The sequence below is a fragment of the Chitinophaga sp. CF418 genome (assembly GCF_900142925.1).
GTDB lineage: Bacteria > Bacteroidota > Bacteroidia > Chitinophagales > Chitinophagaceae > Chitinophaga.
In genome coordinates, this window is the sequence record NZ_FRCN01000021.1 from 68,818 (window position 1) to 92,057 (window position 23,240).

Below are 23,240 nucleotides of genomic sequence, written 5' to 3' on the forward strand. Positions count from 1 at the left end.
AATTATTTCAATAAGGTTAATTCTTTTTTCACCAATGGGAGATCCTTATCATTGATGTCAGTTTCATAATAGTAAAGCACACCGTCTTCCATTTCGATCCTGTGCTCAAGGTCTTCATCACTAAGATAGTCGCAGGCAGTGGGGATATCCCAGTAATCGGTGATTCTCGTCCATCTGCCTGCCATATAAGACCATGTGCTGGCTGTATACATGCAGGCGTGCATAGATTGTACGAAGATCGAGATATCATCTTCCCCATCCCCATTCAGATCTCCTTCATTCACCAATCTGATATGCCTGCCTATTACTACCGGCATTGGTCTTATCTTGTTATCCTGGAACCGGACAATATACTGTGTTTCGCTTGTTACTTCCGCCCCTTCCTCATGCGGTTTGTCACTATTGATCCTGCCGAAAAACACACCATACCCAACGTCCCGGCTGGTGTTTTCATCGAAATGCCCTTCTACACGGACAGTATCGGGAATGATCTGCGCGTCCTCCGGCGGAGACGAAAGTATCATGACACCGGTATCGATGGCAGGTTCTACTGTATTATTCATGCCAGTGGTTGCTTCTTTTTCTTTAGGAGACTCTATAGTGGAATAGCATGCCGGCAACAAAAAGAGACATAAGGCATAAAGGGACTTTTGCATCTCACATGAATTCTTGATACTAAAGTATTACTTTATTTACGCTTTCTCAAACAATTACTATAGTTCTCAATGTTTTAGTGATCATTTGTGCATTACCAACTTGTCTCCCGGGGAATCGTCATTTTCATAAAAGTAAGGAGTGCTATCTTTTAAAATAATCTTTCCTTCAGCTTCAATGCGGTCTAAAGCAGCATAGTACCCCCCAAATTCAAAGGTTGCAATTTCCTCCCATTTACCATTCTGATAGGTGTAGCTGTTAAGTACTCCCATTCCTGTCAGCAAATATTGGTGGATAACAGAGATCTCATCTTTCCCATCATGATTAATATCTCCCTCATTGATAAGCGTTACAGCCGCTCCTCCCAGATCAGATAATGTCCCAAGCTTTTCGCCCCTGAAACAAAATTTATAATCATAGGTAACACTATCCATGTGATTATCCTCTCCATGCTCATAATCTTTAGGATCAAATTGCTGTATATGCTTATCTACTACTACAAAGTATCCTGAGTCGGGAATATTATCTCCGTCAAAGTTGCCGGTAATGAGCGTAGAATCACCTGCTTCAATGGAGCTTTCTGCTGTTGCTTCGTAGCTGCTTTGAGCCGGCGGATAATGGCCGGGAGCTATCGTATCATAATTAGCCGTGGAAGTATCCTGAACGGTCGTTTGCTGATTCTTTTCTATTGCACTGCATGATGCAGTTAAAACCAGTAATAGGGCGTGTAGGGCTTTGTACATAAAACTAAAGTATAAATTTTTGTCCAATTTAGAGTGGGAACGTTTGCGTAAATATTTACGCCGCCTTCTGATCGCTCACGTATCAAATCCTGTAATTTCAGTAACAAATAAATCCCCCGTTATGAAAACACTAATACTACTGGCATGTACATGCCTTCTGGGAGGAGGTATGTCTTATGCACAAACCCCGCTGTATGTGGCCCCTGGCGGCTCAGCGTCTAACCCAGGTACAAATATCAATGCTCCCACAACACTCGCCAATGCACTGGCTACAATTCCTGCAGGCGGCACTATTTATCTGAGAGGAGGCACTTACAGTTTTTCTGCATCTGTTATCATTACGGCTACCAACAATGGCACTTCGTCAGCCAACAAGAACGTTGTAGCGTATAGCAGTGAAGTACCTGTGCTTGACTTTTCCGGACAGGCCGTTGCAGACGCAAACCGCGGACTGGTGCTGGATGGCGACTACTGGCATTTCACCGGTATTACCATCACAGGTGCTGGTGATAATGGAATGTTACTGGCAGGCAATAACAACATCATCGAAAAATGCATTTTCAGCAAAAACCATGACAGCGGCCTGCAGCTTAGCCGTTATGTAACATCCAACACTACTATCAGTTCCTGGCCGTCCAACAATCTTATCCTGAACTGTGAGGCATTTGACAACCAGGATCCGGATAATGAAGATGCTGACGGATTTGCGGCTAAACTCACCTGCGGCACAGGGAATGTATTCAGAGGTTGTATTTCCCACAACAACATTGATGACGGATGGGATCTTTATGCCAAAACTGATACAGGCCCTATTGGCGTCGTGACACTGGAAAACTGCGTATCATATGGTAATGGTACACTCAGCAGCGGCAGTACTTCCGGTAATGGCGACAAGAATGGCTTTAAACTGGGCGGTTCAGGCATTGCTGTCAATCACATTATACGTCGCTGCGTGGCTTTCAACAACGGCCATCATGGTATTACTGACAACAACAACCCCGGTAATATTGAAGTATCCAACAACACCAGTTACAACAACGCAGCATCCAATTTCAATTTCAGGGATGGTAGTACTGCTACTTACAGGAATAACCTGTCTTTTAACGCCGGTTCCAGCGACAAATCCATCGGTACTGAAGTTGGCTCCAGCAATGTATGGTGGAAGAACAACGTCAGCACCAACAGCGGCAGCCTGGTAGTCAGCAGTGCAGACTTTATTTCCACGACGCCCAATGTTGGTAAGAACGCTGACGGTAGCCCTAATCTGGGTAACTTCCTGGCCCTGGCAAGCGGCAGTGATCTGATTAACACCGGTGTAACAGCTCCCGGCATCACTTATACAGGCTCCGCTCCTGACATAGGCGCACGTGAATCAGGCAGCACCAGTAATCCGAGCACATATACACTTAGCATCACGGCGTCGCCGGCTGCTGGTGGCACTGTAACTGCGAATCCCAATGCATCTTCTTACAACGCAGGTACCGCAGTCACGCTGACAGCAAGTCCTGCCAGCGGTTATACCTTCTCAGGATGGAGTGGTGCAGCCAGTGGCACATCTACCACTACTACTGTTACGGTTAATTCCAATATCGCTGTTACGGCCAGCTTTACTGCTAACAATGGCGGTGGCGGTGGTAATACACTTCGCATAGACGATGCAGCTACAGCCAGCAGCGGTTATTGCAGCGCAGATGGCAGTCGCCAGAACAGTTATAGTGGTGCAGATGGTGGATATTATATCAACCTGTCCAATGCTACTGCGAAAGGCGTGAATTATAGTATTACTGTACCATCAGCAGGAACATATTCTTTTGTATGGAGATATTCCAATGGTGGTTCCACTGTTTCTACTACTGCACGCCTGCTGGTGAACGGCAGCACAGCGGTATCGAGTGTATCATTCCCCAAGACAAGTTCCTGGACTACATGGACAACTACAGCTGCAGTGACTGCAACGCTTGCTGCAGGTACCAATACCGTGCGGATTGAGACTACTTCTTCTACTGAATTTGCAATTATAGACTGGCTGGAAGTGACCGGCAACAGTCCTTCTGCGGGTACATGTAGCGCCAGTGCCCTCAGTACAGTCGCTTATAAAGGAGAAGATACCTACACAGCAGTGAATGAAGCAGCACGTGTTTATCCTAATCCTGTAGTGAACACATCTACTATCAGCTTTTATAATAAACAGGAAACAAGAGTAGCTGTCCGGTTATTTGATGCGAATGGTGCGCTTGTGAATACTGTAGCTAATAAAATCTATCCGGCAGGACAGCATCAGCTGACGGTCGATTGCACCAAACTGGTAAAGGCGGTGTATTTTATCAGCGTGGAAAGGGATGGTAAGAATGAAACGTTAAGGATCATCAAACAATAAACTATAGTTGCTCACCCGGCTTCAATGCTCTTCCCCGTTGTTGCTCGGCAACGGCGAAAGCCTCATCCGAAAGCGCCTGAAATCCTTTAGGCGCTTTCGATGCCGGGCCTTTATAAATGCCTACAAAAGGCTTCGAAAATGTTTTACGGGTTACAGGATCTGTCATCCTGAAATATTGCGGATACCAACCCTGCACAATACGATGATCAGGCGCTGCCTTCTGTGCAGCTTTAGCCCTGTTCTCCAGGATTTTTTCCAACGTGATCTTATCAACATCCGCTTCTTTGAAGAAGTAAACGCGACGGCCTTTTAATCCATTGCCACTTTTGAATACCCCTGCATGATGCCATTCCGAAGCAAAAGGCTCAATTTCCTTTGCACTGATCTTAGTACTGAATTTCCTCGATAGCAAAGTGGCCACTTCACCTGCCTTCAACAGTTGTTTGTCTTCAGCATCCTGGTAATTTTCAGACTTTCCTTCCTGCAGATATTTACGCATCTTCATGAGGGAAAGTTACGATAATTCATTTATCGTGTATGATTCTGCTGTCCTCCGGCGCCTCCGATCTTTTTCACTGGGGGACACATAACACGTTACCCGGGGTTGCATGAGATATGTTCCCGTGGGAATATGATATATTCCCCGGGGTTGCACCCCGCGCTACAAACACGGGCGCTCCTGGCGGAGCGGCACAACAGACACCCAATTGGATTTATGAATTAAAATATTCAGGAATCAATCGTGATATATAATGTATTTAACAAAATGCCGATAGGCTCCGGAGGAGCCTTGTGTTTGTAGCCCCGGGTGCAACCCGGGGTACGGTGGCCTGGTAACACCCCTAGGCCCCTCGCAAATGACGTGCGGATAAATCCGGCACATATGGTACGATGGCCTGTATGGTACGGTGGCCCGGTAACACCCTAGGCCCCCAAAATATCGTTGTTTATGTTCTCACACCGTCCAGTGTTCACGGCGGATAATATCCTCAAGGCGGGCTTTATCTGCTCCCATCTGGGGTTCCAATCCTAATTGTTGCATCAGGCTATAGCTGTTGATCACACCGTCTTTGAACCAGGGCATTTCCTTGCTCAGTACCATCAGCTTCGCGAACCCTTTCATGTGTTCGCCTTTCTGGATCAGATAATAGGCATGTGCGGCCCTGAAATGCGGGTAATGATAGAACTCTCCCGCGATGGTGTCCCAGGTGGCTTCGGTAATAGCGGGTTCTGATTTTAGCAACGCGATGGCATATACGGGAGAATGCAACAGGTCATGTTCGAAGTTGACCAGCTCTGAAATGCTCAGCGACTTCCGGTTATCATTAAAAAGCCTGATACGCAGTACATCGTTATATAATTCGTGTGCGCGTTCCTCTTTATGTGTATAATGCCAGATATCCCCCAGCAGGATCTTTGCTTTCAGATGATTAGGTACCAGGTGCAGGGCTTTCTCGGCACGCTCTTCCGCCTCTTTGTATTTGGTGAGGATAAAATAAGACCTGGCCACTGCCATATGAAAATTGGCATCGGTAAGATCTGGCCCCGTAGCATGTTCGGCGGCAATCTTTAAAGCATGCTCAGGATAACGGTCTATGTTGTAACGCTCTATTACCTGCCAGAGTTTCATGGATTCACCGATGGAATTATCCAGGATCTTATATATGATCCCTCTTCTGTCCCATATGGACTTTACTTCTTTCCAGGTTTCAAAGTCCTCAGGAAACGCGATGGCAAAAGGGATCACTTCATTAGTTTCTTCCGAGCGGACCCTCATACTCATCTCTTCTTTGGGTCTGCTGGTATAACGTGCAGCTGCTGCCAGGAATTCTTTATCAAATAATTCGATGTCTGTCAATGCCGGAGCAGGAGCGGCCTGCCCATTCTTATTGTTTCTAAGGCCAAATAAATTAGCGAAAAAGCCCATATCCGAAAAACTGATTGTTCCGCAAGATATACAAATTATATACATATTATTTATAATACCATTTGAATAAATTACAGGGAACAGTCGCCAATTATTTCTAATTTACAATAGGAAGCGAAGTATTCAGGATTTATTATATATCAACCAAATGTCAATTTCAAGAAGAGCATTCTTATCCCAGACGGGGAAAGTGGCTGCTGCCTATCCCGCTATGCTTGCCCTGGGAATGTTACAACGAGCCCCCGCCCATGCCTTCGACCTGCAGGGTAACGGAAACGGTAAACGTATCATTATTCTCGGTGCAGGACTGGCAGGCCTGACAGCCGCTTACGAGTTAACAAAGCTTGGATATCAGTGTACCATCCTGGAGGCACGTAACAGAGCCGGTGGAAGATGTTGGAGTATCCGTAAGGGTACCGTTCATCATGAAACAGATATCGTTCCGCAGACGGCCGCTTTCGACAATGACCAGTACTTCAATGCAGGCCCGTCCCGCATTCCGCATCATCATGAGCTGACCATGCACTATTGCCGGGAACTGGGTGTGCCCATACAGGTATACAATAATGTAAACGAGGCTACTTATTTCTTCAGTGAAGGCAAGGGGCCTCTTTCCAATAAAAAGATCAGGGCCAGAGAGGTCCATAATGACATGCGTGGCTATACGAGCGAATTGCTGGCCAAAGCCATTGATCAACAGAAGATTGATACTGCCCTGACTAAAGAAGATACACAGAAGATACTGGAGTATCTCAGGGCAGAAGGCGGGTTGGATATTGACAAGCTGTATAAAGCATCTGACAGACGTGGATTTGTTGAATCCCCCGGAGCTGGTGATAAACCAGGTAAGATAGGCGATCCTCACCGGCTGGCAGATATCATTTCCTCCGGCCTGGCAGATCCCGACTTCTACAATGTGGCGGAATATACGTATGAGTTACAGATGACCATGTTCCAGGCCATCGGCGGTATGGACAACATTGCAAAAGCTTTTGAACAACGGGTAGGTAAGATGATCCGCTTCGGATGTGAGGTAACGGATATTCTCAATCAGCCGGAAGGCGTGAAGGTCATCTATAAAGACAAGAAGGGCAGCAATGAGCTGCAGGCCGACCTTTGCATTTGTACGTTGCCATTGCCTGTATTGAGCAATATCCAGCATAACTTCTCTTCCGATGTGAGCCGCGCCATTGACAATGTACCTTATATGATCACGGGAAAGATCGGTTTACAGTTTAAGAGAAGGTTTTGGGAAGAAGATGAGCAGATCTTTGGCGGCATCACCCATACCAATAACGAGCTGACACAGATCTTCTATCCTTCTTACGACTATCTCAGTAAAAAAGGTATCCTGCTGGGCTATTACAATTTTAATGAGAAAGCGAAACGGACAGGCAATCTTACACATGCAGAACGGGAGAAACTGGCGCTGGAGAAAGGCAGCCTGATACATCCGCAATATATGAAGGAGTTTGAAACATCTTTCTCCGTGAGCTGGCATAAGACGCCATACAGCATGGGAGGCTGGGGATTGTACACAGGCGCCACCAGGCAGACATTCTACAAGCGTTTATTACAACCAGACAAACAGGTATACTTCGCGGGTGAACATACTACCTACCTGAATGCCTGGATGGCCGGCGCTTTTGAATCGGCAAGAAGAACGGTAGCTGACATTCATGCCAGGGTAACAGATCAACATATCACTTATCCCACTGCCACAGGCAGTTAATGCAATAGACATTTTTTACAACCAAAACGAATTGCTATGAGTACCACCAACTCCATGAACAGGCGCAACTGGCTGAAGACCACAGCCCTGTTTACCGGAGGACTGACAATGCTTCCTCCGGCCCTCAGTCGCCTGCAGGCAGCACCTGTCGTTCCTGTCGCCAGCAATAGCACTGCCTACGCCAATGACCTTGCTATCGGCCCAAAACTGCCTGTCAACTTAAAAGCCAGACTGTTTGCCAACGAGAATCCTTTCGGCCCTTCCGCTAATGCAAAAAAGGCCATTATGGATAGCATGCTGACCAGCTACCAGTACCCCATCAGATTGATACCGGAACTGGAAGAGAAGATCTGCGCGTATGAGGGTATCACGCCTGAAATGCTGATGATCAGTTCAGGATCTTCTCCCCTGCTATTAGGCACCGCCGTGAGCCTGTGCAAGGAGGGGGGTAATATTGTTACTGCAGATCCTACCTACGACGACCTCCCGAACCGCTGCGAAAAGGTGAGCGCCAAATGGATCAAAGTCCCCCTGACCAAAGAATACACACATGACCTGGATGCTATGGAAAAAGCGATCACGCCGGAAACCAAACTGGTGTACATCTGCAATCCCAACAATCCGACAGGCACAATTGTAGATAAAGACAAGCTGAAAGCATTCTGTGAAAGAGTGTCGCAGAAAGTGACAGTATTTGTGGACGAGGCATACATTGATTATCTGCCGGATGCTGCAGCTACTACATTGATCAGTAGTGTGAAGAAAGGACAGAACATCATTGTAGCACGTACCTTTTCAAAAGTATACGGACTGGCAGGCCTGCGCATAGGTTATATTGTGGCGCAGCCGGCAACTATAGCGAAGCTGCAGCCGCATACATCCTGTAGCTGGGCTGCGCTCTCAGCCCCAGCTATCAGCGGTGCACTGGCCAGTTACCAGGATCAACCCTATATGCAGGAAATAGTGAAGAAGACAATGGAGAGTAAACAGTTCCTGTATGACACGCTGAAAGCGGAAGGCTACAGCTATATTCCGTCTTACACAAACTTCGTTATGTTCCCGCTAAAAATGGATGGAGAACGCTTTACTGAAGAGATGTTGAAACGGAGTGTAGGCTTGCGTAACTGGAAAATGAACAACCAGGACTGGTGCAGGATCAGCATCGGACGTATGGATGAAATGCAGGCATTCGCTGCTGCATTCAAGGAATTATCTTAACTAACAGACTGTATGAAAAAATATCTGCTGACATTACTATCTGCTGTTTGCATATTGCAGGTGATGGCGCAATCGCGCCCGATCACCACTGCGGAATATGTAAAAGCCAAGACCTTTACAGTGAAAGACCTGGACAATGACACCTACGTAAAGTTCAACAATGCTTATATACTGGACCGCTATGAAATGCGGAAGCCATATTTCATTACCGGCGATGATGGTCAGAAAAAAAGAATAGACCTCTACCGGCTGGTAGCAAAAGACAGTATGCAGGACATTGCCACTGTGATCTTTTACACAAATGAGAGCGGCAAGCTGTATACAGCTGTGATGCCGCTGTTCAACAGCAATGCCGATATCTGGAACCAATACTTTGAAGATATTCATGCCATTGATAAAGTAGAGAAGAACTATGTGCTGAAACTATCCTATGTATTATCAAAAGAATTCAGCTACCAGTTATACAGGGCCATGAATGCAGGCAAGAATGTGAAAGAAGAAGCCGGCACTTATGGTACGGATATCTGTTTCCCGGGCGACCAGCTGGTGACATTGGCCAATGGTACACAGAAGGAATTGCGTGATATCCATCCGGGTGATGAGATCATCAGTCCCGATGCAGCTACTCACCAGACCAGTACCATTCGCGTAAAAGAGCTGGTAAAACATACTGCTGAGAACTATGCCATTACCCGCTTGCTGGTGATGCACGCCACAGAACAGGAAGAGGCAGGCACACATGTGGTGACCTTATCGGGTAAGGTATTACAGGCAACGCCGAATCATCCGGTGCTGACCATTGCAGGTAAAAAGCAGATGGGTACCGTTATAGCAGGCGATCAGCTGCTTTGCATGGATGAACACACCAAAACACTCGTCACATATACTGTTGTAAATAAAACCGAAGCTGCCGGAGGTAAGCAGGCCGTCTACAACATCGTAGCAGAAGGCGGAGACGCCTTTATGATGAACAATATCATGGTATTACAGAAATAGGAAAAGGGGGCGATTGCCCCCTTCTTTCTTTATTAGTGTTCCACCAGCACTTTACTGGCGATACTGTTAGGCACCAGCTGATAATCCTGGAAGGTGACAGATGCAGCAGCTCTTCCCGAAGAAAGGGTGCGTAATGTAGTCACATATCCAAACAGATCTGACAAGGGTACTTCCGCCCTGATATACTGGGCACTTGCCTTCATTTCCATTCCTCTGATCACACCACGGCGCCGGTTCAGGTCGCCCGTAATAGCGCCGGTATGTTCTTCCGGCAAGGTCACTTCCACACTCATGAAAGGTTCCAGTAAACGGGGAGCCGCTTTCGCAGCTGCCACACGGAATCCCATTAGGGCAGCATGTTCAAAGTCCAGCGCATGAGAGTCTTTCTCGTGAATGTCGCCATCCAATAAACGCACCCGCATGGATTGCACAGGATAACCAGCCAGTACTCCATTCTGCATCGCTTCTTCAAAACCTTTCTTCACAGAAGGGATGAACTCACGAGGGATGGCGCCACCGGTTACTTCATTGACAAACTCCAGACCGGGCTGGCCGTCTTCACGCGGAGACAGTTCAAACACGATCTCAGCAAAGTTACCTGACCCACCATTCTGTTTCTTATACACTTCTTTGTGTTGCACAGCTTTGGTGAATACTTCCTTGTAAGCGATCTGTGGTTGTCCTTTATTGATCTCCAACTGGTAATTCGTGGCCAGTTTCTCCATTACAACTTCCAGATGTAGCTCACCCATTCCTTTGAGGATGGTCTGGCCGGAGGCAGCATCCACCGTTACAGACAAGGTCGGATCTTCTTCGACCAGCTTTGCGAGTGCTTCACCCAGTCTGTTCACATCCTTGGCCACCTTCGCCTCGATGGCATAACCCATCATCGGTTCAGGGAAGCTGATCTTTTCAAGCAATACAGGTCTGTCCGGGTCGGACAGCGTATCGCCGGTACGCACATCCTTCAATCCAACCACAGCGCCGATATCGCCAGCGGTGATCACATCTGCGGTTTCATATTTGTCAGACATGATACGCATCAGACGACTGATACGTACCTTCTTACCGGTACGGCCATTCCATACGGCATCACCCGTACGTAAAGCACCGGCATATACTCTAACAAAGGTCAGCTTACCTGCGTAATCGTCAGAGATGATCTTGAAGGCCAGCGCAGCAAACGGACTTTCCTCCGTAGTGGCGATCTGCAGACTTTCTTCTGTTTCCGCATTGGTTGCATGTATTTCCTGCACATCAATTGGAGCAGGCAGATAGCGTACTACAGCATCCAGCAAAGGCTGTACACCTTTATTGCGGTAAGCAGCGCCTGCAAGCACAGGGACGACCTGCATCTGTAAGGTTGCATTACGCAAGGCACGGTAGATCTCTTCTGCAGCTACTGTAGCAGGATCAGTGGTATAGCTTTCAAAAATGCCCTCATCATATAATGACAGTTCTTCCAGCAGGTTAATACGCGCCTGTACCGCTTCCACCAGCATATCCGCAGGAATATCAGTAACAGTATATGTTTTACCATCCTGACTATCCCATACATAAGCCTTCATCGTGATCAGGTCAATCACACCGGAGAAGGCATCTTCCGCACCAATAGGCAATTGCACGGGCACCGCATTCGTATGTAATACATCACGGATCTCTTTCACCACACGGCGGAAGTCAGCACCTTGTCTGTCCATCTTATTGATCATTACAATACGTGGCACATGATAACGGTTGGCTTGTTGCCACACCGTTTCAGACTGCGGCTGTACACCCGACTTCGCGCAGAATACCGCGATAGCGCCGTCCAGCACACGCAGGGAACGTTCTACTTCCGCAGTGAAATCTACGTGTCCCGGCGTATCTATAATATTCACCTGGTATTTATTACTATCGAGTTGCCACCAGGTAGTGATAGCCGCAGAGGAGATGGTGATACCACGTTTTTCTTCCTGCGGATCGCTATCCATGACGGTATTTCCTTCATCAACACTACCTAACTTATGTGTAAGTCCTGTATAATAAAGCATGCGTTCTGTAACGGTGGTTTTACCGGCATCCACATGCGCCATGATCCCTATATTTCTGAATTGTTCCTGTCGTTTCATTTCTAATGATTTTAAAGCAATAAAAAAGCCTTCCGCTCTGGTAACGGAAGGCTCGCTGCAATATGCATAGCACTATACGTTACCGGACATGCCGTGTAAAGAATATTGTCAATGTTTTGATAATAGCTATCATATTGCCTGTTATAAATGTTATTATAAAATTTAGTTGAAATACAATGTTGCTTAGTTAGTTGATATACGTATCCCATGTAGCAGTTTTATGTAACTGCAGAAGGCATATAACTAAACGTTCTTGATTGAAGATGCGGGGGGAGACAAATAAAAAGGCCCCTTCGGATGAAGAGGCCTCTGAAGAATATCCAGACACAATAATTAACCTCTCATATCCGGGCAAGGATCTGCCTCCCCGTCTTTAATTAAGACAATGCAGGTGCTTGCAATTACTGCCCTGATAGCAGCACTTGCGTTGAACGCTGATTGATATGAAAGAATGTTTGTCATTGTGATTAATGCTTTTAAAATTCGCATACAAATGTACGAAGAATTTCGATATAAAAAACAACCCGCATATCGCTGTACTAAGCTTCAATTACATTTGAATGATTGTAAGAATATCTCTGCTCATCGGATCCCTGCTGTCTGCAACTGTAATTTGAAGAATTACAAGAACATCTCCGTTCACCGGATTGATTCCTGATACCTACAACTGTAATTGACAATCAACAATATTTAACCTTCTGTCCTTTTCATTATGGATGATCCATGCCCCCAGATTAAACCATGCCGCACATTCATCCAATATCCAGGCATCTGAACTGCAAACTATTTTATCTCCGCCTATCAGGAATTTATCGGGAGAATTTTCAAGATATATCTCCCAGGAGAATTGATGTTTTTCCGCCAGTTCATAACAAAAGCTTTTCAACTTTCCGCTGTTGGAAATGGGCGCATCGAAGATCCAGATCACTTTTTCCACTTCCAGCCTGCGCAGCACATCACCTATCGACACCAGTACCTCTCCGGTTTGATTCATCATTTTATAGGTTCCATGAACGGATGAGATATCACGATAACATCCGTCCAATCCTTTAAATACAAAACCACCGGAATGGACTGTTTCCAACAGTATCAACAGGTTAAAGCCGTCTATATAGATCGTCTTGTTTTTTAACGCCTCAGGAAGCAGTTCCTTATTTTTCCGCTGCTGAAACTGTTGACTGGAGCAGCTCATTCCCTGCAAAGCCAGCAATTGCCGTTTGATCAGATTATATCTGTTGCCCACCAGGGCCAGTGAAGCCTTAGGTGGATAGTCCCTGCTGAGAAGATAAAACATATCTTCCAGGCCCTGCCGTAGGGTATCTTTTGCAGCAGTGGTCCCGAATAATGTATTGTCTTCCGGATGTTTTTCCTGATTTCTTTCCGTTTGCAGATCGTTATTGTCCATAGCAGGGAGTAATAATTTAAGGCGCCAGATAAGGCATTTTCCTCAAATTTATAGCCTACATAGTTAACTAACGTAATAAACAGGTTTTCCTGGCTCAGATATACGGAATGTGAGGTTGATACGCGCCCCGATCTTTCTGGAAGTTTTAGGGATATGATGTTCGTAAAGGTCCTGCATGGTTTCTCCCATTAACAGGAAACTGCCATGGGTTAAGGGGATGTCCAGGAGGGCAACTCCTACATGGTTCCTGGGTCTTACCTTAAAGAGCCTGGTTTCTCCGAAGGTAACAGAGCCGATAGGATGGTGCCTGCCATCTGCGGGTAAAGTATCGCTATGCCAGGACACGGAATCATTTCCATCCCGGTAATAGTTCAGCAATACCCTGTCAAATTCGATACCGCACCCGGCTTCTACTTTGGCCTTGATTGCCAACAGGTCGGCAGTCCATTCCAGGCCTTTCGTTCCTCCGTAATAGGCGGTTAAACGGGGATCCGGCAGGATCCTGTCATACATTTTCCGGGTTCGCTGTTGCCAGGGGGTGGTGTCTTTGAGTATTTTGAAGTATCTATCTGATTCCGCTTTAGTGAAAAATTGTTCCCAAAGCCTCAGCTCTGTACCTGGTAGGTGAAAATCTACATAACGCCTTGTCCCCTCATCAAACAGGTCACAATCATCAAAAAGTTGCATAGAGCACAAAGATAGCAAACAAGGCTGAAATACTAAAATTTTTAGCATTTCAATATCAGTCATGCTGAAATAAGCAAACTTTTATGCCAGTTTGACACTATCTATTTCGCCGTCGCTTTGCCGTCGGAGATTCGTCGCTTCTTCGTCCCTTGTTCGTCCGCTGGTATCGGCCTGGAATATCTAAAAAGTGCCAGTTTTACAGGTAACTTATAACCATATCAGCGGATGCCGCACGGGGAGATTACGTACCACTTCTGCATTGGAAGGCTGATGATCCAGTCTCTTCCAGGTGTCAAACCATTCCTGTTGCTGACAGGCCTCTGCGCCAAACACCAGGAAGGGATGCGCCACCGGCCATTCATCCCAATACATTACATCCTTTTTATAGGGCCATTTTCCCTTATCCGCCACATAGGGATACAGGAAAGCGATCCCTTTTTTAATGCTACGGCCGTCCGGCAACTGGTAAGTCCACAGGTCGTTTTCCTTGTCGGAAAGGATCTGGCAGATAGTGACCATGGCATCCAGGTTAAACAGGGAGTACCCATAAGGTTTCGTTCTGGCCAATTCCAGGGGAAAACTGCCATCGGCAGCCATCTGGTTAGGTAGCAGCACCTGTTTGTACCTGTCGCGGCAAAAGCGCAATAAAGCGGTGTCGTTGGTCAAGCGGGCAAAGCAGGCAGTCTGCATCACCCAGCAGGTACCGTGGTTGTTCTTCGCGCTCATTTCGTCCTTACCATACTGATGTGCTGTCAGCCACTGCAGATAATCTGCAAACCATCCCCGGATACCTTTCAGCAATCCCTTATCAAAGCCTGGGGCGTTCTGCATGATCATTACGCCCTGCGCCACTTCCATTAGATGAATAGCGTCGATAATACCAATACCCCTGCCGGTAAATCTTCCTTTAATAGCCTGCGCATATTGCAGGTTTGGATGCATTAGCGTAGCGGTATCGGTAAACCATGCACGCAAATGCGGGAGCGCCTCACGAACATAAGCTGTATTGCCTGTAATACGGTAGGCTGATGCCAGTGCACCTATAATCCGGCTGAAACGTATCATAGCATGACGATGCGCAACAAAGTTGTCGGGATTAGTCATACCGTCCCGCTGAATATATGGGCTATCCGGATGGGCAGGATTGGGCCACCAATAATCGCCTTCAGAGTAAAAATCATGCTTGCCTCCTGCACTACGTGTACAGGTTTGCGTGGTCACAGTTACAGGCGCCTGTTGCTTCGCCCAGGCGGCTTCTTTGAGTACCTGCTCACGCAGTACATTGACGATTGCTTTATCCGGTGGATTAAATGCGCTACATAACAGTAGTATCAGTAAAATCGTAACGTGTTTCATGGGTTATCAACATTGTTCTACATAATACAAAACTCCTGTGATAATTTTTCCTAAATTGCCCGGATGATGAAAGGACTACCTATATTTATCCTGACTGCCTGCATATTATGTTTTTCATCCTCCGCACAGGTACTCAAGCCGCTTGAGGTGGCAAAAGCGATCTTCGACCCAAAGGTCTCTCCTGATTTTATTGGCAAACATACTACCGGTGATTATAACGGCCATCCGAACGGACAGGACTTCCCTACTGAGATAAATACTTCTTTCCTGATCATCCATCAGTCAGCGAAAAAGGCGGTCGTTGCAATGACTATTGCAGATAACAAGGTCAAAGCAAGAGACAAATATCTTTATTTCACAAAAGACAGTGCCCGGTGGAAAATGTATGCATTGGCAACGCCTACACTTGCACGTATGCACGAGCGTATGAAGAATGAAATGGAAGCGATTACCGCAGATGAGTTGGATAGTCTTATTGCCATATACCAACACCAGGAATATGCTCCGTATAAAAGTAAAGAGGAATTCTTTTTCATATTGAACAGCTTGAGGCTGAAATTAGCGCCAGACGACAGCCTTGTGGCACATTTCCAGCAACATAAAGCAACATTTAACCAACTGTTGAAGGAAGTAAATAAGACGTCCAAATCTCCCGAAACAGAAACGCCAACATTAGTAAATACACGAACACCAGCATACAGCCCTTTACTGATCAGCAATGTCACCACCGGTGGTTTCCTGCCTGCCAAATGCATCGATTTTCATATACTGAACGACCAGGTAGGATATCTTTATACATCTCACAAAAAATATCTGCCTGAATTAAGCCCGGACAAGGTCATGATGTTAAGAGCACTTGGCGGCGGATGGTATCTGTATAAGGTACAGATCTATTTGTAGCGTTTTATTTTCTCCTGGTATCAAAGTATGGTTTACCGGTGTTGTCTAATTCTTAAACACTATTCGGAAACCCAAAAAGATAACCATGAGAAAAACTCACCTGTTATTCTGTTGCCTGCTGGCTATTGCAGGCATTACTGCCTGTTCAAAAAAGAATGACGAACGGCCCACATCACAACATAAAGCGGATCTCGCAGCAGCGGCTGAGCCACCTACAGTGCAGGTACCAGGCCTCTGCGAATATGATCTGGACGAAGCTGCATTAAAAGCGCAAGGTTATACGAAAGTATTTGAAGACAACTTCAGCATTCTAGATACAACCAAATGGGATCGTTGGAACAGCGGCGCTTACAATAATGAGCTGCAAATGTACACCCCACGCAATCTCCACATCATCGATGGTAAACTGGTGATCAAGCCGGTAAAGGAAAGAGTTACCGGCCCCACCGATCCTGACAACTCCACGAAGAAGGTATTTGATTTCACTTCCGGCAGAATTGAATCCCATTACAACTTTAAAGCATCCACAACTACCCCGAAAGTACGTATCTCAGCCCGTATAAAACAACCGCTGGGCCTGGGCATGTGGCCTGCATTCTGGTCATATGGCGGTGAATGGCCTACAAATGGTGAATTGGATATACTGGAAGGATTTGGAGAAAGGAATCTCTATAACACTAATATCTGGTATGGTAGTCAGGCTGGCACCCCGGATCACGATTACACGCTTTCCATGACCTATGTAAAGTCACAGTCCGATCAGACCAGCTGCTATCATGTATATGAAGCAATCTGGCAGAAAGATACTGTTACCTTCCTGTTTGATGGCAGTATTGTAAGGAAACTTGTATCGTCCACGGCGGCGGGGCAATTCATTCCAAAGTTCTTTAACAGAGCACAGCACATTACGTTGAATGCAGCTATTGGCGGCGACCAGTTTGGAACAATTGATCCCTCCGAAATTGTACTGGGAGATACCTACGTAGACTGGGTGAGAATATACACTGCTAAATAATTAATACAAGACAGCCGGCCTGGTGGTTGCCGGCTGTCTTCTCAGAATTCCCTACTTTTGTTATGAGCTCCCTATACCCATAACCTGGCTCATAAGATATGCATATAGAATTAAAACTGCCCTGCGGATGCAAGCCTATAGACCTTGACCCCACTAAACATAACGCTGACATAGTTGCTATGCCTGCCTTCTGGTGGGAAAGCTATGATGTGGAGTGTACGTTATGCTCGCCACCTGTTCCCGGAGAAACATATAAGGTTCAATTACATAGCCCACTCAGCATTGACCTCTATCAAAAAAGATGGCTTTATTATGAAGGACCTAATGCACACTATAACGGTTTCGATACAGCTGAGGACATCGAAAGCATCCGATTCTGCTATGGTCAGATCAGTGCGATCCTCGATATTGCAGAGCACCATGTATTGATAGAATTTAAAGTGGAGGAGTCCCTGTCACATAAAGATATTCTAAACACCCACAGTACAACTACACGGCCCGTGGATTGGTCGGGTACATTCTCTGCCGACAACAAACATAACACAAGGGGCTCTAAATTAGGACCTTATTATGTGTTCTACTTCAGCGCTCAGGGAGACCTGGGAACAACTGTTATTGCGGTAGAAGAGGATAATAAAATGTACGTCCTTTTTTTATATAATTGGGTGATGCATGAAAGGGCGTATTATGCGGGGAAATATCTTGCAGATGATACATTAAGAGCTTTCTCGATGGAACACTGTGAATAAAACTACGGTGCTAAACTGATCGGGACGACTCCCGGCTAAGAACTAAAATATAACTAATTTCCTGCTTCTCAGCGCAGAAATTTATGGTCGGTTAATGCTTCCTATGGCTTCATTAAATAAAAGATAAATACAAATCCCCAAATCCGGGGCCCTCATCGGCTATCCGTTCCCATGAGGTCCTCAAATGTAAAGAGGTTGTATCGTATTAATGATACAACCTCTTCCGATTATCAAAGTGAAATATTATTCCGTTACAGTGAACGTTACTTCATTTACTTTGGTAAGACCACTCATACCGCTGTCCTGGTAGATCACTTTATACTTTCCCGGAGCGGTGATCCTGTAACCTGTCAGCAGGTCGATCTCGGCAGATACCTTGTTTTTTGCAGGCACCTTGATGTAGGCGTCTGCAGGAGGAGGCATGATCCTTTTTGCCATAATACCCTTGTACTGAACAGGTTCACCCTTACTGTCCTGGATGTCGAAGTAAGAGTTCATGAACTTTTCAAATGGAGTATGCCATTTACAGAACTGCAATTCCTTTCCGGAATTATTGCTTACGGTAAATTTCAGCATAACAGGGCTACCCACTTTTACTTTTTCAGGTACAGACATAGTGGTAACAAGTTCCTCTGCTGTTGACGGTGCAGTTGTGGTAGATGCTGCTTTCTGCGCATGTTTGCAGGCAGTGAATGAAAAAACGGACAGACAGGCTGCCAATGTGATAAGCTGGTTTCGCATTTAAATAAATTGAGAGGCGAAAATTAAATGAAATATTTTAATTATTCTTATCTAGCCGACAGGTTTAGCGTTAAGGCTTCGTGAAAATTGAAGTTTCTTACACCCAGTTTAAAGAAAGGAAATGACGATTTTTGACATGGAACCCAATACAATCATCTTGACATGCAGGAAATCTTAGAGAAAATACAACAAAGAACAGGCATCGATCTTGTTAGCGTCCTGGCGGAAGAGCTCTCGGGATCGGAACTGAACTCACTGTTACTGGAAGTATTTGACCGGAAGGCTGGCCAGCTGAAACCCGCACAGCTATTACAGCAGTACCGCATGAACAGGTTTGTACAGCCGGCTGCCGTCGATGTAATGCAACTCCGGGCTAAGGAGTTGAGCACTCTGCAATGGCTGCAGCAATGTGGTTTTGTACCCTTAGAGCTATCTCCTGTTTCTCTATTAGGCATCTGTGCCGCTGTTGCGCCTGTCAGCCAGAAGAAAATTATCAGTGCTACCAGGGGCACAGAAGTATTGTCAGATGCTACCAATGCCATAGCCCTGCATATAGCTGATCAGAAGAAGAAGAAGAAAAAAGGAGATGTAGATCTTCTGAAATATTGTACCACCCACCGGCACGTACGTACGCCACCGGTAAAGGTTAAAGGGCATAGTCCACATTTTACCATTGCCTGTTTTGTTAGTGCCGGCATGGATACCGGCAGTTTGGCTTTCGAAACACATGCTATCAGGGAACATTTTCTCGCTTTACAAGCGGTGCTGATGCAGGTCTTCCAGATCGAAATACAATACTTTAAACTGCAGCCAAGGGCAGGATATAAACAAGGATATCAGCTGGCCGACAGGATCTTTAATGAGATCAGGAATAACTTTCCTGTTGTGGTAGATAAAGCTGCGGCCCCGAATGATTATTACCAGGGAATACAATACAAAGCCGTCATCAATGTACATGGAGAAGAAATAGAAATTGCAGATGGAGGATTTGTAAACTGGACACAACAGTTATTGGAGAATAAAAAGGAACGGTGTTTTATTTCCGGTTTGGGTATCGACTACCTTAGTCAAATAATGTAAGTATGCTAAAGAGAGGCCAGCTGGGTCAGCTATGCGTCTGCCAGAAGAGATTTTCTGCAATACATTGGATTTACACCTAAATATTGCCAACGGATCAGCAGGCTAAAACATGCATTAAAAGAATATAAAAAGCATGGCTATCATTTTTATTATGAGGATTTCGGTTACACTGATTTCTCCCATTTCGCCAAAGATAGCAGACAAATAACGGGGCGTCCTCCATCCCTCCTGGTATAAAATACCGCTGATGAAAAATATTTTTATGAATTCGAAATATACCTTAACTTAACCACACAACTGCGAATTGCTTCATTCGAATTACACCTCAGAGAGACCTTAAATAACACGTTACTATCAACGTTCACCAGCGCATCATTTTTTTAACCGCTTATTTTTACATAAAACGTATAACGCGTCAGGCATATCCTTGAACTCATTGTCCGGTATATACTAACCGGAAGGGAAGTATTTTTTCTCACGCTTTGTCAGATCATATCCAACCACCTTAATTCCTTGAATGATGAACAACTCCATTATCAACACCCCGGATCAACATGGGTTTATATTGAATGGCACAGAGGCATTATACATATGCCATCTGCCTATGTTCAATATGGAGAACCACATGTACCAGGTAACACTGGAAGTCACTATTTCACCTGAAGCAAAAGCAGCCTATCTGAAAGACCGGCAAACCAATCCCGGCAACTATTATGTATTAGGCAACTTACAAACCGACCTGTTCACTATTCCTGATGTCATGTTGGGCAAAACAAAGAACTTCCAGGCAGACATTTTCAGGGGCATGCCTGCAGATCCCAACAAGGACGAGCCGCTTATTCACAATGTAACAACAACGATCACAAGAATCGTATATGCGCGCCATTTCGACTACTCGATTTCGTATCCTGATGATATGACCTATATCATTTTCGGAAATGAGAAAGAAGCTTTTATAGACCACTACCTGACAGCAGAGGAAGACTTCCTGAGCATTATGGCACTGACCAAAGTTCCTGACTGGTTGCCTGTTGATCAGCTGGCCATCTCAGCCAATGTAGGTTTCATCGGCATACCATCTACTCCTATGCCGGAAAATCCACCATTGGCTGCAGGCAGTTACAAAGTAACATTCCAGGGGCAGGAAGATCTGTATGAATTACAGGTAGGAGAAGATATTTTCTTCGACACGGAAATCGTGAACATGCCTGCCGAACAACCAGTCGCGAAAGGCTTTTATGTATAATAAGAAAGACCCATTATCACACATTCACACCCAATCAAACGTTACCGTCATGAAACAGCCATTAACCTCACAGCAACGCTTTGCGCGTAACCTCACGCAGCAACATGAGGAAATCTTATCAAAGCTTAAAGTAAAAGGAACCGGCTCCGACGACCTTGCCGGCTGGTTCCTGGGGCCTAAAGCAGAAAATACCCAGCTCTTGCAGGAGCTGATCCGTCAGGCGCTGGACAATCACTGCAATGACCGTAAAAACCTGTATCCCAACGATCCGGTATATGTGACAGAAGAAATGAAACAAACACCGGAATACCAGCAAACGGTAAAAATATTAAAAGACAAACTGGACGTACTGCTGGAGCAGTTGAAAGGCTCTGTACCTTTCTGGAGCTACCGCTGGCAGTCACATATGAACTGGGATACCACCCTGCCCAGTATGGCCGGCTATTTCGGTACCATGTTGTACAACCCCAACAATGTTGCTGCGGAAGCATCTCCTGTTACGACCGTACTCGAAATGATCGTTGGCGACGAGCTATGCAAGATGTTGGGATATAATATCTCAGAGGAATCGCAGACACAGGGTCCTAAAGCCTGGGGACATATTACCTGCGACGGCTCTATTGCCAACAATGAAGCCATGTGGGCTGCACGTAATCTGAAGTATTATTCTATCAGCCTGGCTGCCGCGATCAAAAACGAGCCATTACTGCAGAAAGCCGGCGCCTTGAAAATAAGTCTGGCGAACGGCACGGTTACCACTATTTCCCAGGCCAGCAGCTGGGATCTGCTGAACTTATCTGTTGATGAAGTACTGAGCCTGCCTGACAGATTAAACTCAGAATTTCATATCAACCTGGATCTGCTCAACGATATCATGGAGAACTACAGCATCCAGAATATCGGGTTTGATGGTGTCAATAAGTACCTCGACAGCGACATCAAGTCACCTGTACTCATGGCGGCATCCACCTGTCACTATTCATGGCCTAAATCGGCCGCAGTACTGGGCATTGGCGCCAACAGCCTGATCAAGGTTTATGTGGACGAAAATGCACGGCTGCATATAGGCCGTTTAAAGGAAGAACTGCAAAATGCCCTGGACAACCGCATGCCTGTACTGATGGTAGTGGCTGTGATAGGCACCACGGAAGAAAGTGCAGTAGATCCATTGAAAGATATCATACAGGTACGTGAAGAGTTCAGGAAACAGGGATTGAACTTCGTTATCCATTCTGACGCAGCCTGGGGCGGCTATTTCACTGCCATTCTCCGGCAACCGGAACGCCAGGTGTCCAACAGGTTTGTATTGTATACCCCTACGCTGACCATGAATGCGTATGTGACAGAGCAGTATGCGCATATTCATCAGTCAGATTCTATTACCATTGATCCGCATAAAGCAGGATACATTCCTTATCCGGCTGGTGGTCTTTGTTATAAGAACGGCGCTATGCGTAACCTTGTAGCATTCGCAGCACCGGTGGTATATCACGGTGGTGTAGATCCAACAGTGGGCATCTACGGACTGGAAGGTTCCAAACCAGGCGCCGCGGCAGCCGCTGCTTATATGAGCCACCAGGTAATTCCGCTGGACCAGAGTGGTTATGGCCAGATCCTTGGCAAATGTCTCTTCAACAGCAAACGCCTGTACAGCGCCTTCATTACTATGGCAGAACCGGATGATCCGTTCACCATTGTGCCATTCCAACGGCTGCCGGCAGAGAAAAACGGAGAAGGGCCAGATAAGATAAAGCAACAATACGAGTTCATCAAAGAAGAGATCGTACCGAAAACCAATGAAGAGATCATGGCCGACCCGCAGGCAGTGGCATTACTGCCGGAACTGGGCAGTGATCAGATCATTATTACCTACACCTTCAACTTCAAGGAAAACGGAGTGCTTAACAAGAGTGTGGATAAACTGAATGAACTAAACCTGAATATCTTCCAGGCATTGAGTCTTTCTCCGGGCGAGCATGATCATCCGTCCAAAACACCGATGTATCTGACGCAATCGCAGTTTGATAATGAATCATACGGTAAGTCATTTGTAGATGACTATAAAAAACGGCTGGGCCTATCCATCGATAACGATGAACCGGTGAATATCCTGATCTCTACCACCATGAATCCATGGCTGACAGATACTTCCGAAGGCAACTTCATCCCCGAGCTGGTGAAGGTTTTACGTCAGACAGTACTGGAGCAGGTAGAAAAACTGGTAGGCGCGCTGGAAGAAGCATAAGGATCGGTTAACAAGGGTGTCATAAAAACAAAAAGCCACATCGTTTTTGATGTGGCTT

19 protein-coding genes are annotated in these 23,240 nt (G+C 45.9%); 10 read left to right on the forward strand and 9 right to left on the reverse strand.

Annotated elements, in window-relative coordinates:
* Nucleotides 1-2: 2 nt before the first annotated feature.
* Together F3I09_RS32880 and F3I09_RS32885 are read right to left on the reverse strand one after the other, a co-directional pair.
* Complete coding sequence (locus F3I09_RS32880; RefSeq protein ID WP_149699298.1) at nucleotides 3-656, reverse strand: hypothetical protein; 654 nt, start codon at nucleotides 654-656, stop codon at nucleotides 3-5.
* A gap of 81 nt (nucleotides 657-737) precedes the next feature.
* The gene (locus F3I09_RS32885; RefSeq protein ID WP_149699299.1) at nucleotides 738-1,397 is read right to left on the reverse strand and encodes a hypothetical protein; all 660 of its coding nucleotides are present in this window, start codon (nucleotides 1,395-1,397) and stop codon (nucleotides 738-740) included.
* A gap of 121 nt (nucleotides 1,398-1,518) precedes the next feature.
* Between F3I09_RS32885 and F3I09_RS32890 the strand changes: the two genes are divergently transcribed.
* Nucleotides 1,519-3,774: a T9SS type A sorting domain-containing protein gene (locus tag F3I09_RS32890; protein ID WP_149699300.1), complete on the forward strand. Its 2,256-nt coding sequence runs from the start codon at nucleotides 1,519-1,521 to the stop codon at nucleotides 3,772-3,774.
* Between the two features lies 1 nt (nucleotide 3,775).
* Here the strand turns inward: F3I09_RS32890 and F3I09_RS32895 are convergent, their stop codons facing one another.
* Both F3I09_RS32895 and F3I09_RS32900 read right to left on the reverse strand, forming a co-directional pair.
* Nucleotides 3,776-4,279 carry a hypothetical protein gene (locus tag F3I09_RS32895; protein ID WP_149699301.1) on the reverse strand — a complete coding sequence of 168 codons (504 nt, stop codon included), beginning with the start codon at nucleotides 4,277-4,279 and terminating at the stop codon, nucleotides 3,776-3,778.
* Between the two features lie 450 nt (nucleotides 4,280-4,729).
* Entirely contained in the window at nucleotides 4,730-5,701 is a 972-nt protein-coding gene (locus F3I09_RS32900; protein ID WP_149699302.1) for a lipopolysaccharide assembly protein LapB, read from the reverse strand.
* Between the two features lie 148 nt (nucleotides 5,702-5,849).
* On the opposite strand from F3I09_RS32900, the gene F3I09_RS32905 reads away from it, so the two are divergent.
* From F3I09_RS32905 to F3I09_RS32915, 3 genes are read left to right on the forward strand one after another with little or no spacing between them, the layout of a single operon-like run.
* A complete protein-coding gene (locus tag F3I09_RS32905; protein WP_188134056.1) occupies nucleotides 5,850-7,433 on the forward strand; it encodes a flavin monoamine oxidase family protein in 1,584 nt (527 codons plus the stop codon).
* A 36-nt stretch (nucleotides 7,434-7,469) separates the two neighbouring features.
* Nucleotides 7,470-8,651 carry a histidinol-phosphate transaminase gene (locus tag F3I09_RS32910; protein ID WP_149699303.1) on the forward strand — a complete coding sequence of 394 codons (1,182 nt, stop codon included), beginning with the start codon at nucleotides 7,470-7,472 and terminating at the stop codon, nucleotides 8,649-8,651.
* Between the two features lie 12 nt (nucleotides 8,652-8,663).
* Entirely contained in the window at nucleotides 8,664-9,647 is a 984-nt protein-coding gene (locus tag F3I09_RS32915; protein WP_149699304.1) for a Hint domain-containing protein, read from the forward strand.
* A 32-nt stretch (nucleotides 9,648-9,679) separates the two neighbouring features.
* Here the strand turns inward: F3I09_RS32915 and fusA are convergent, their stop codons facing one another.
* The 4 genes from fusA to F3I09_RS32935 all read right to left on the reverse strand — a co-directional run bounded on the left by fusA (nucleotide 9,680) and on the right by F3I09_RS32935 (nucleotide 15,206).
* A complete protein-coding gene (gene fusA, locus F3I09_RS32920) occupies nucleotides 9,680-11,758 on the reverse strand; it encodes an elongation factor G (protein WP_149699305.1) in 2,079 nt (692 codons plus the stop codon).
* Nucleotides 11,759-12,419: 661 nt separating this feature from the next.
* The gene (locus tag F3I09_RS32925; protein WP_149699306.1) at nucleotides 12,420-13,163 is read right to left on the reverse strand and encodes a DUF434 domain-containing protein; all 744 of its coding nucleotides are present in this window, start codon (nucleotides 13,161-13,163) and stop codon (nucleotides 12,420-12,422) included.
* Nucleotides 13,164-13,226: 63 nt separating this feature from the next.
* A complete protein-coding gene (locus F3I09_RS32930) occupies nucleotides 13,227-13,850 on the reverse strand; it encodes an alpha-ketoglutarate-dependent dioxygenase AlkB (RefSeq protein WP_149699307.1) in 624 nt (207 codons plus the stop codon).
* Between the two features lie 207 nt (nucleotides 13,851-14,057).
* On the reverse strand, nucleotides 14,058-15,206 hold the full coding sequence (locus F3I09_RS32935; protein ID WP_149699308.1) for an alginate lyase family protein: 1,149 nt from the start codon (nucleotides 15,204-15,206) through the stop codon (nucleotides 14,058-14,060).
* A 63-nt stretch (nucleotides 15,207-15,269) separates the two neighbouring features.
* Between F3I09_RS32935 and F3I09_RS32940 the strand changes: the two genes are divergently transcribed.
* The 3 genes from F3I09_RS32940 (at nucleotide 15,270) to F3I09_RS32950 (ending at nucleotide 17,870) form a co-directional block, all read left to right on the forward strand.
* Complete coding sequence (locus F3I09_RS32940) at nucleotides 15,270-16,106, forward strand: hypothetical protein (protein WP_149699309.1); 837 nt, start codon at nucleotides 15,270-15,272, stop codon at nucleotides 16,104-16,106.
* Nucleotides 16,107-16,191: 85 nt separating this feature from the next.
* Entirely contained in the window at nucleotides 16,192-17,121 is a 930-nt protein-coding gene (locus F3I09_RS32945) for a family 16 glycosylhydrolase (protein ID WP_149699310.1), read from the forward strand.
* A 98-nt stretch (nucleotides 17,122-17,219) separates the two neighbouring features.
* Entirely contained in the window at nucleotides 17,220-17,870 is a 651-nt protein-coding gene (locus F3I09_RS32950; protein WP_149699311.1) for a hypothetical protein, read from the forward strand.
* Nucleotides 17,871-18,113: 243 nt separating this feature from the next.
* On the opposite strand, the gene F3I09_RS32955 is transcribed toward F3I09_RS32950, so the two are convergent.
* Nucleotides 18,114-18,611 carry a protease gene (locus F3I09_RS32955; RefSeq protein ID WP_149699312.1) on the reverse strand — a complete coding sequence of 166 codons (498 nt, stop codon included), beginning with the start codon at nucleotides 18,609-18,611 and terminating at the stop codon, nucleotides 18,114-18,116.
* Between the two features lie 162 nt (nucleotides 18,612-18,773).
* Between F3I09_RS32955 and F3I09_RS32960 the strand changes: the two genes are divergently transcribed.
* The 3 genes from F3I09_RS32960 (at nucleotide 18,774) to F3I09_RS32975 (ending at nucleotide 23,182) form a co-directional block, all read left to right on the forward strand.
* Entirely contained in the window at nucleotides 18,774-19,691 is a 918-nt protein-coding gene (locus F3I09_RS32960) for a hypothetical protein (RefSeq protein WP_149699313.1), read from the forward strand.
* A 520-nt stretch (nucleotides 19,692-20,211) separates the two neighbouring features.
* Nucleotides 20,212-20,937, forward strand: a complete 726-nt coding sequence (locus tag F3I09_RS32970; RefSeq protein ID WP_149699314.1) for a hypothetical protein — start codon at nucleotides 20,212-20,214, stop codon at nucleotides 20,935-20,937.
* 49 nt (nucleotides 20,938-20,986) lie between these two features.
* Entirely contained in the window at nucleotides 20,987-23,182 is a 2,196-nt protein-coding gene (locus F3I09_RS32975; protein WP_188134057.1) for a pyridoxal-dependent decarboxylase, read from the forward strand.
* Nucleotides 23,183-23,240: the final 58 nt, after the last annotated feature.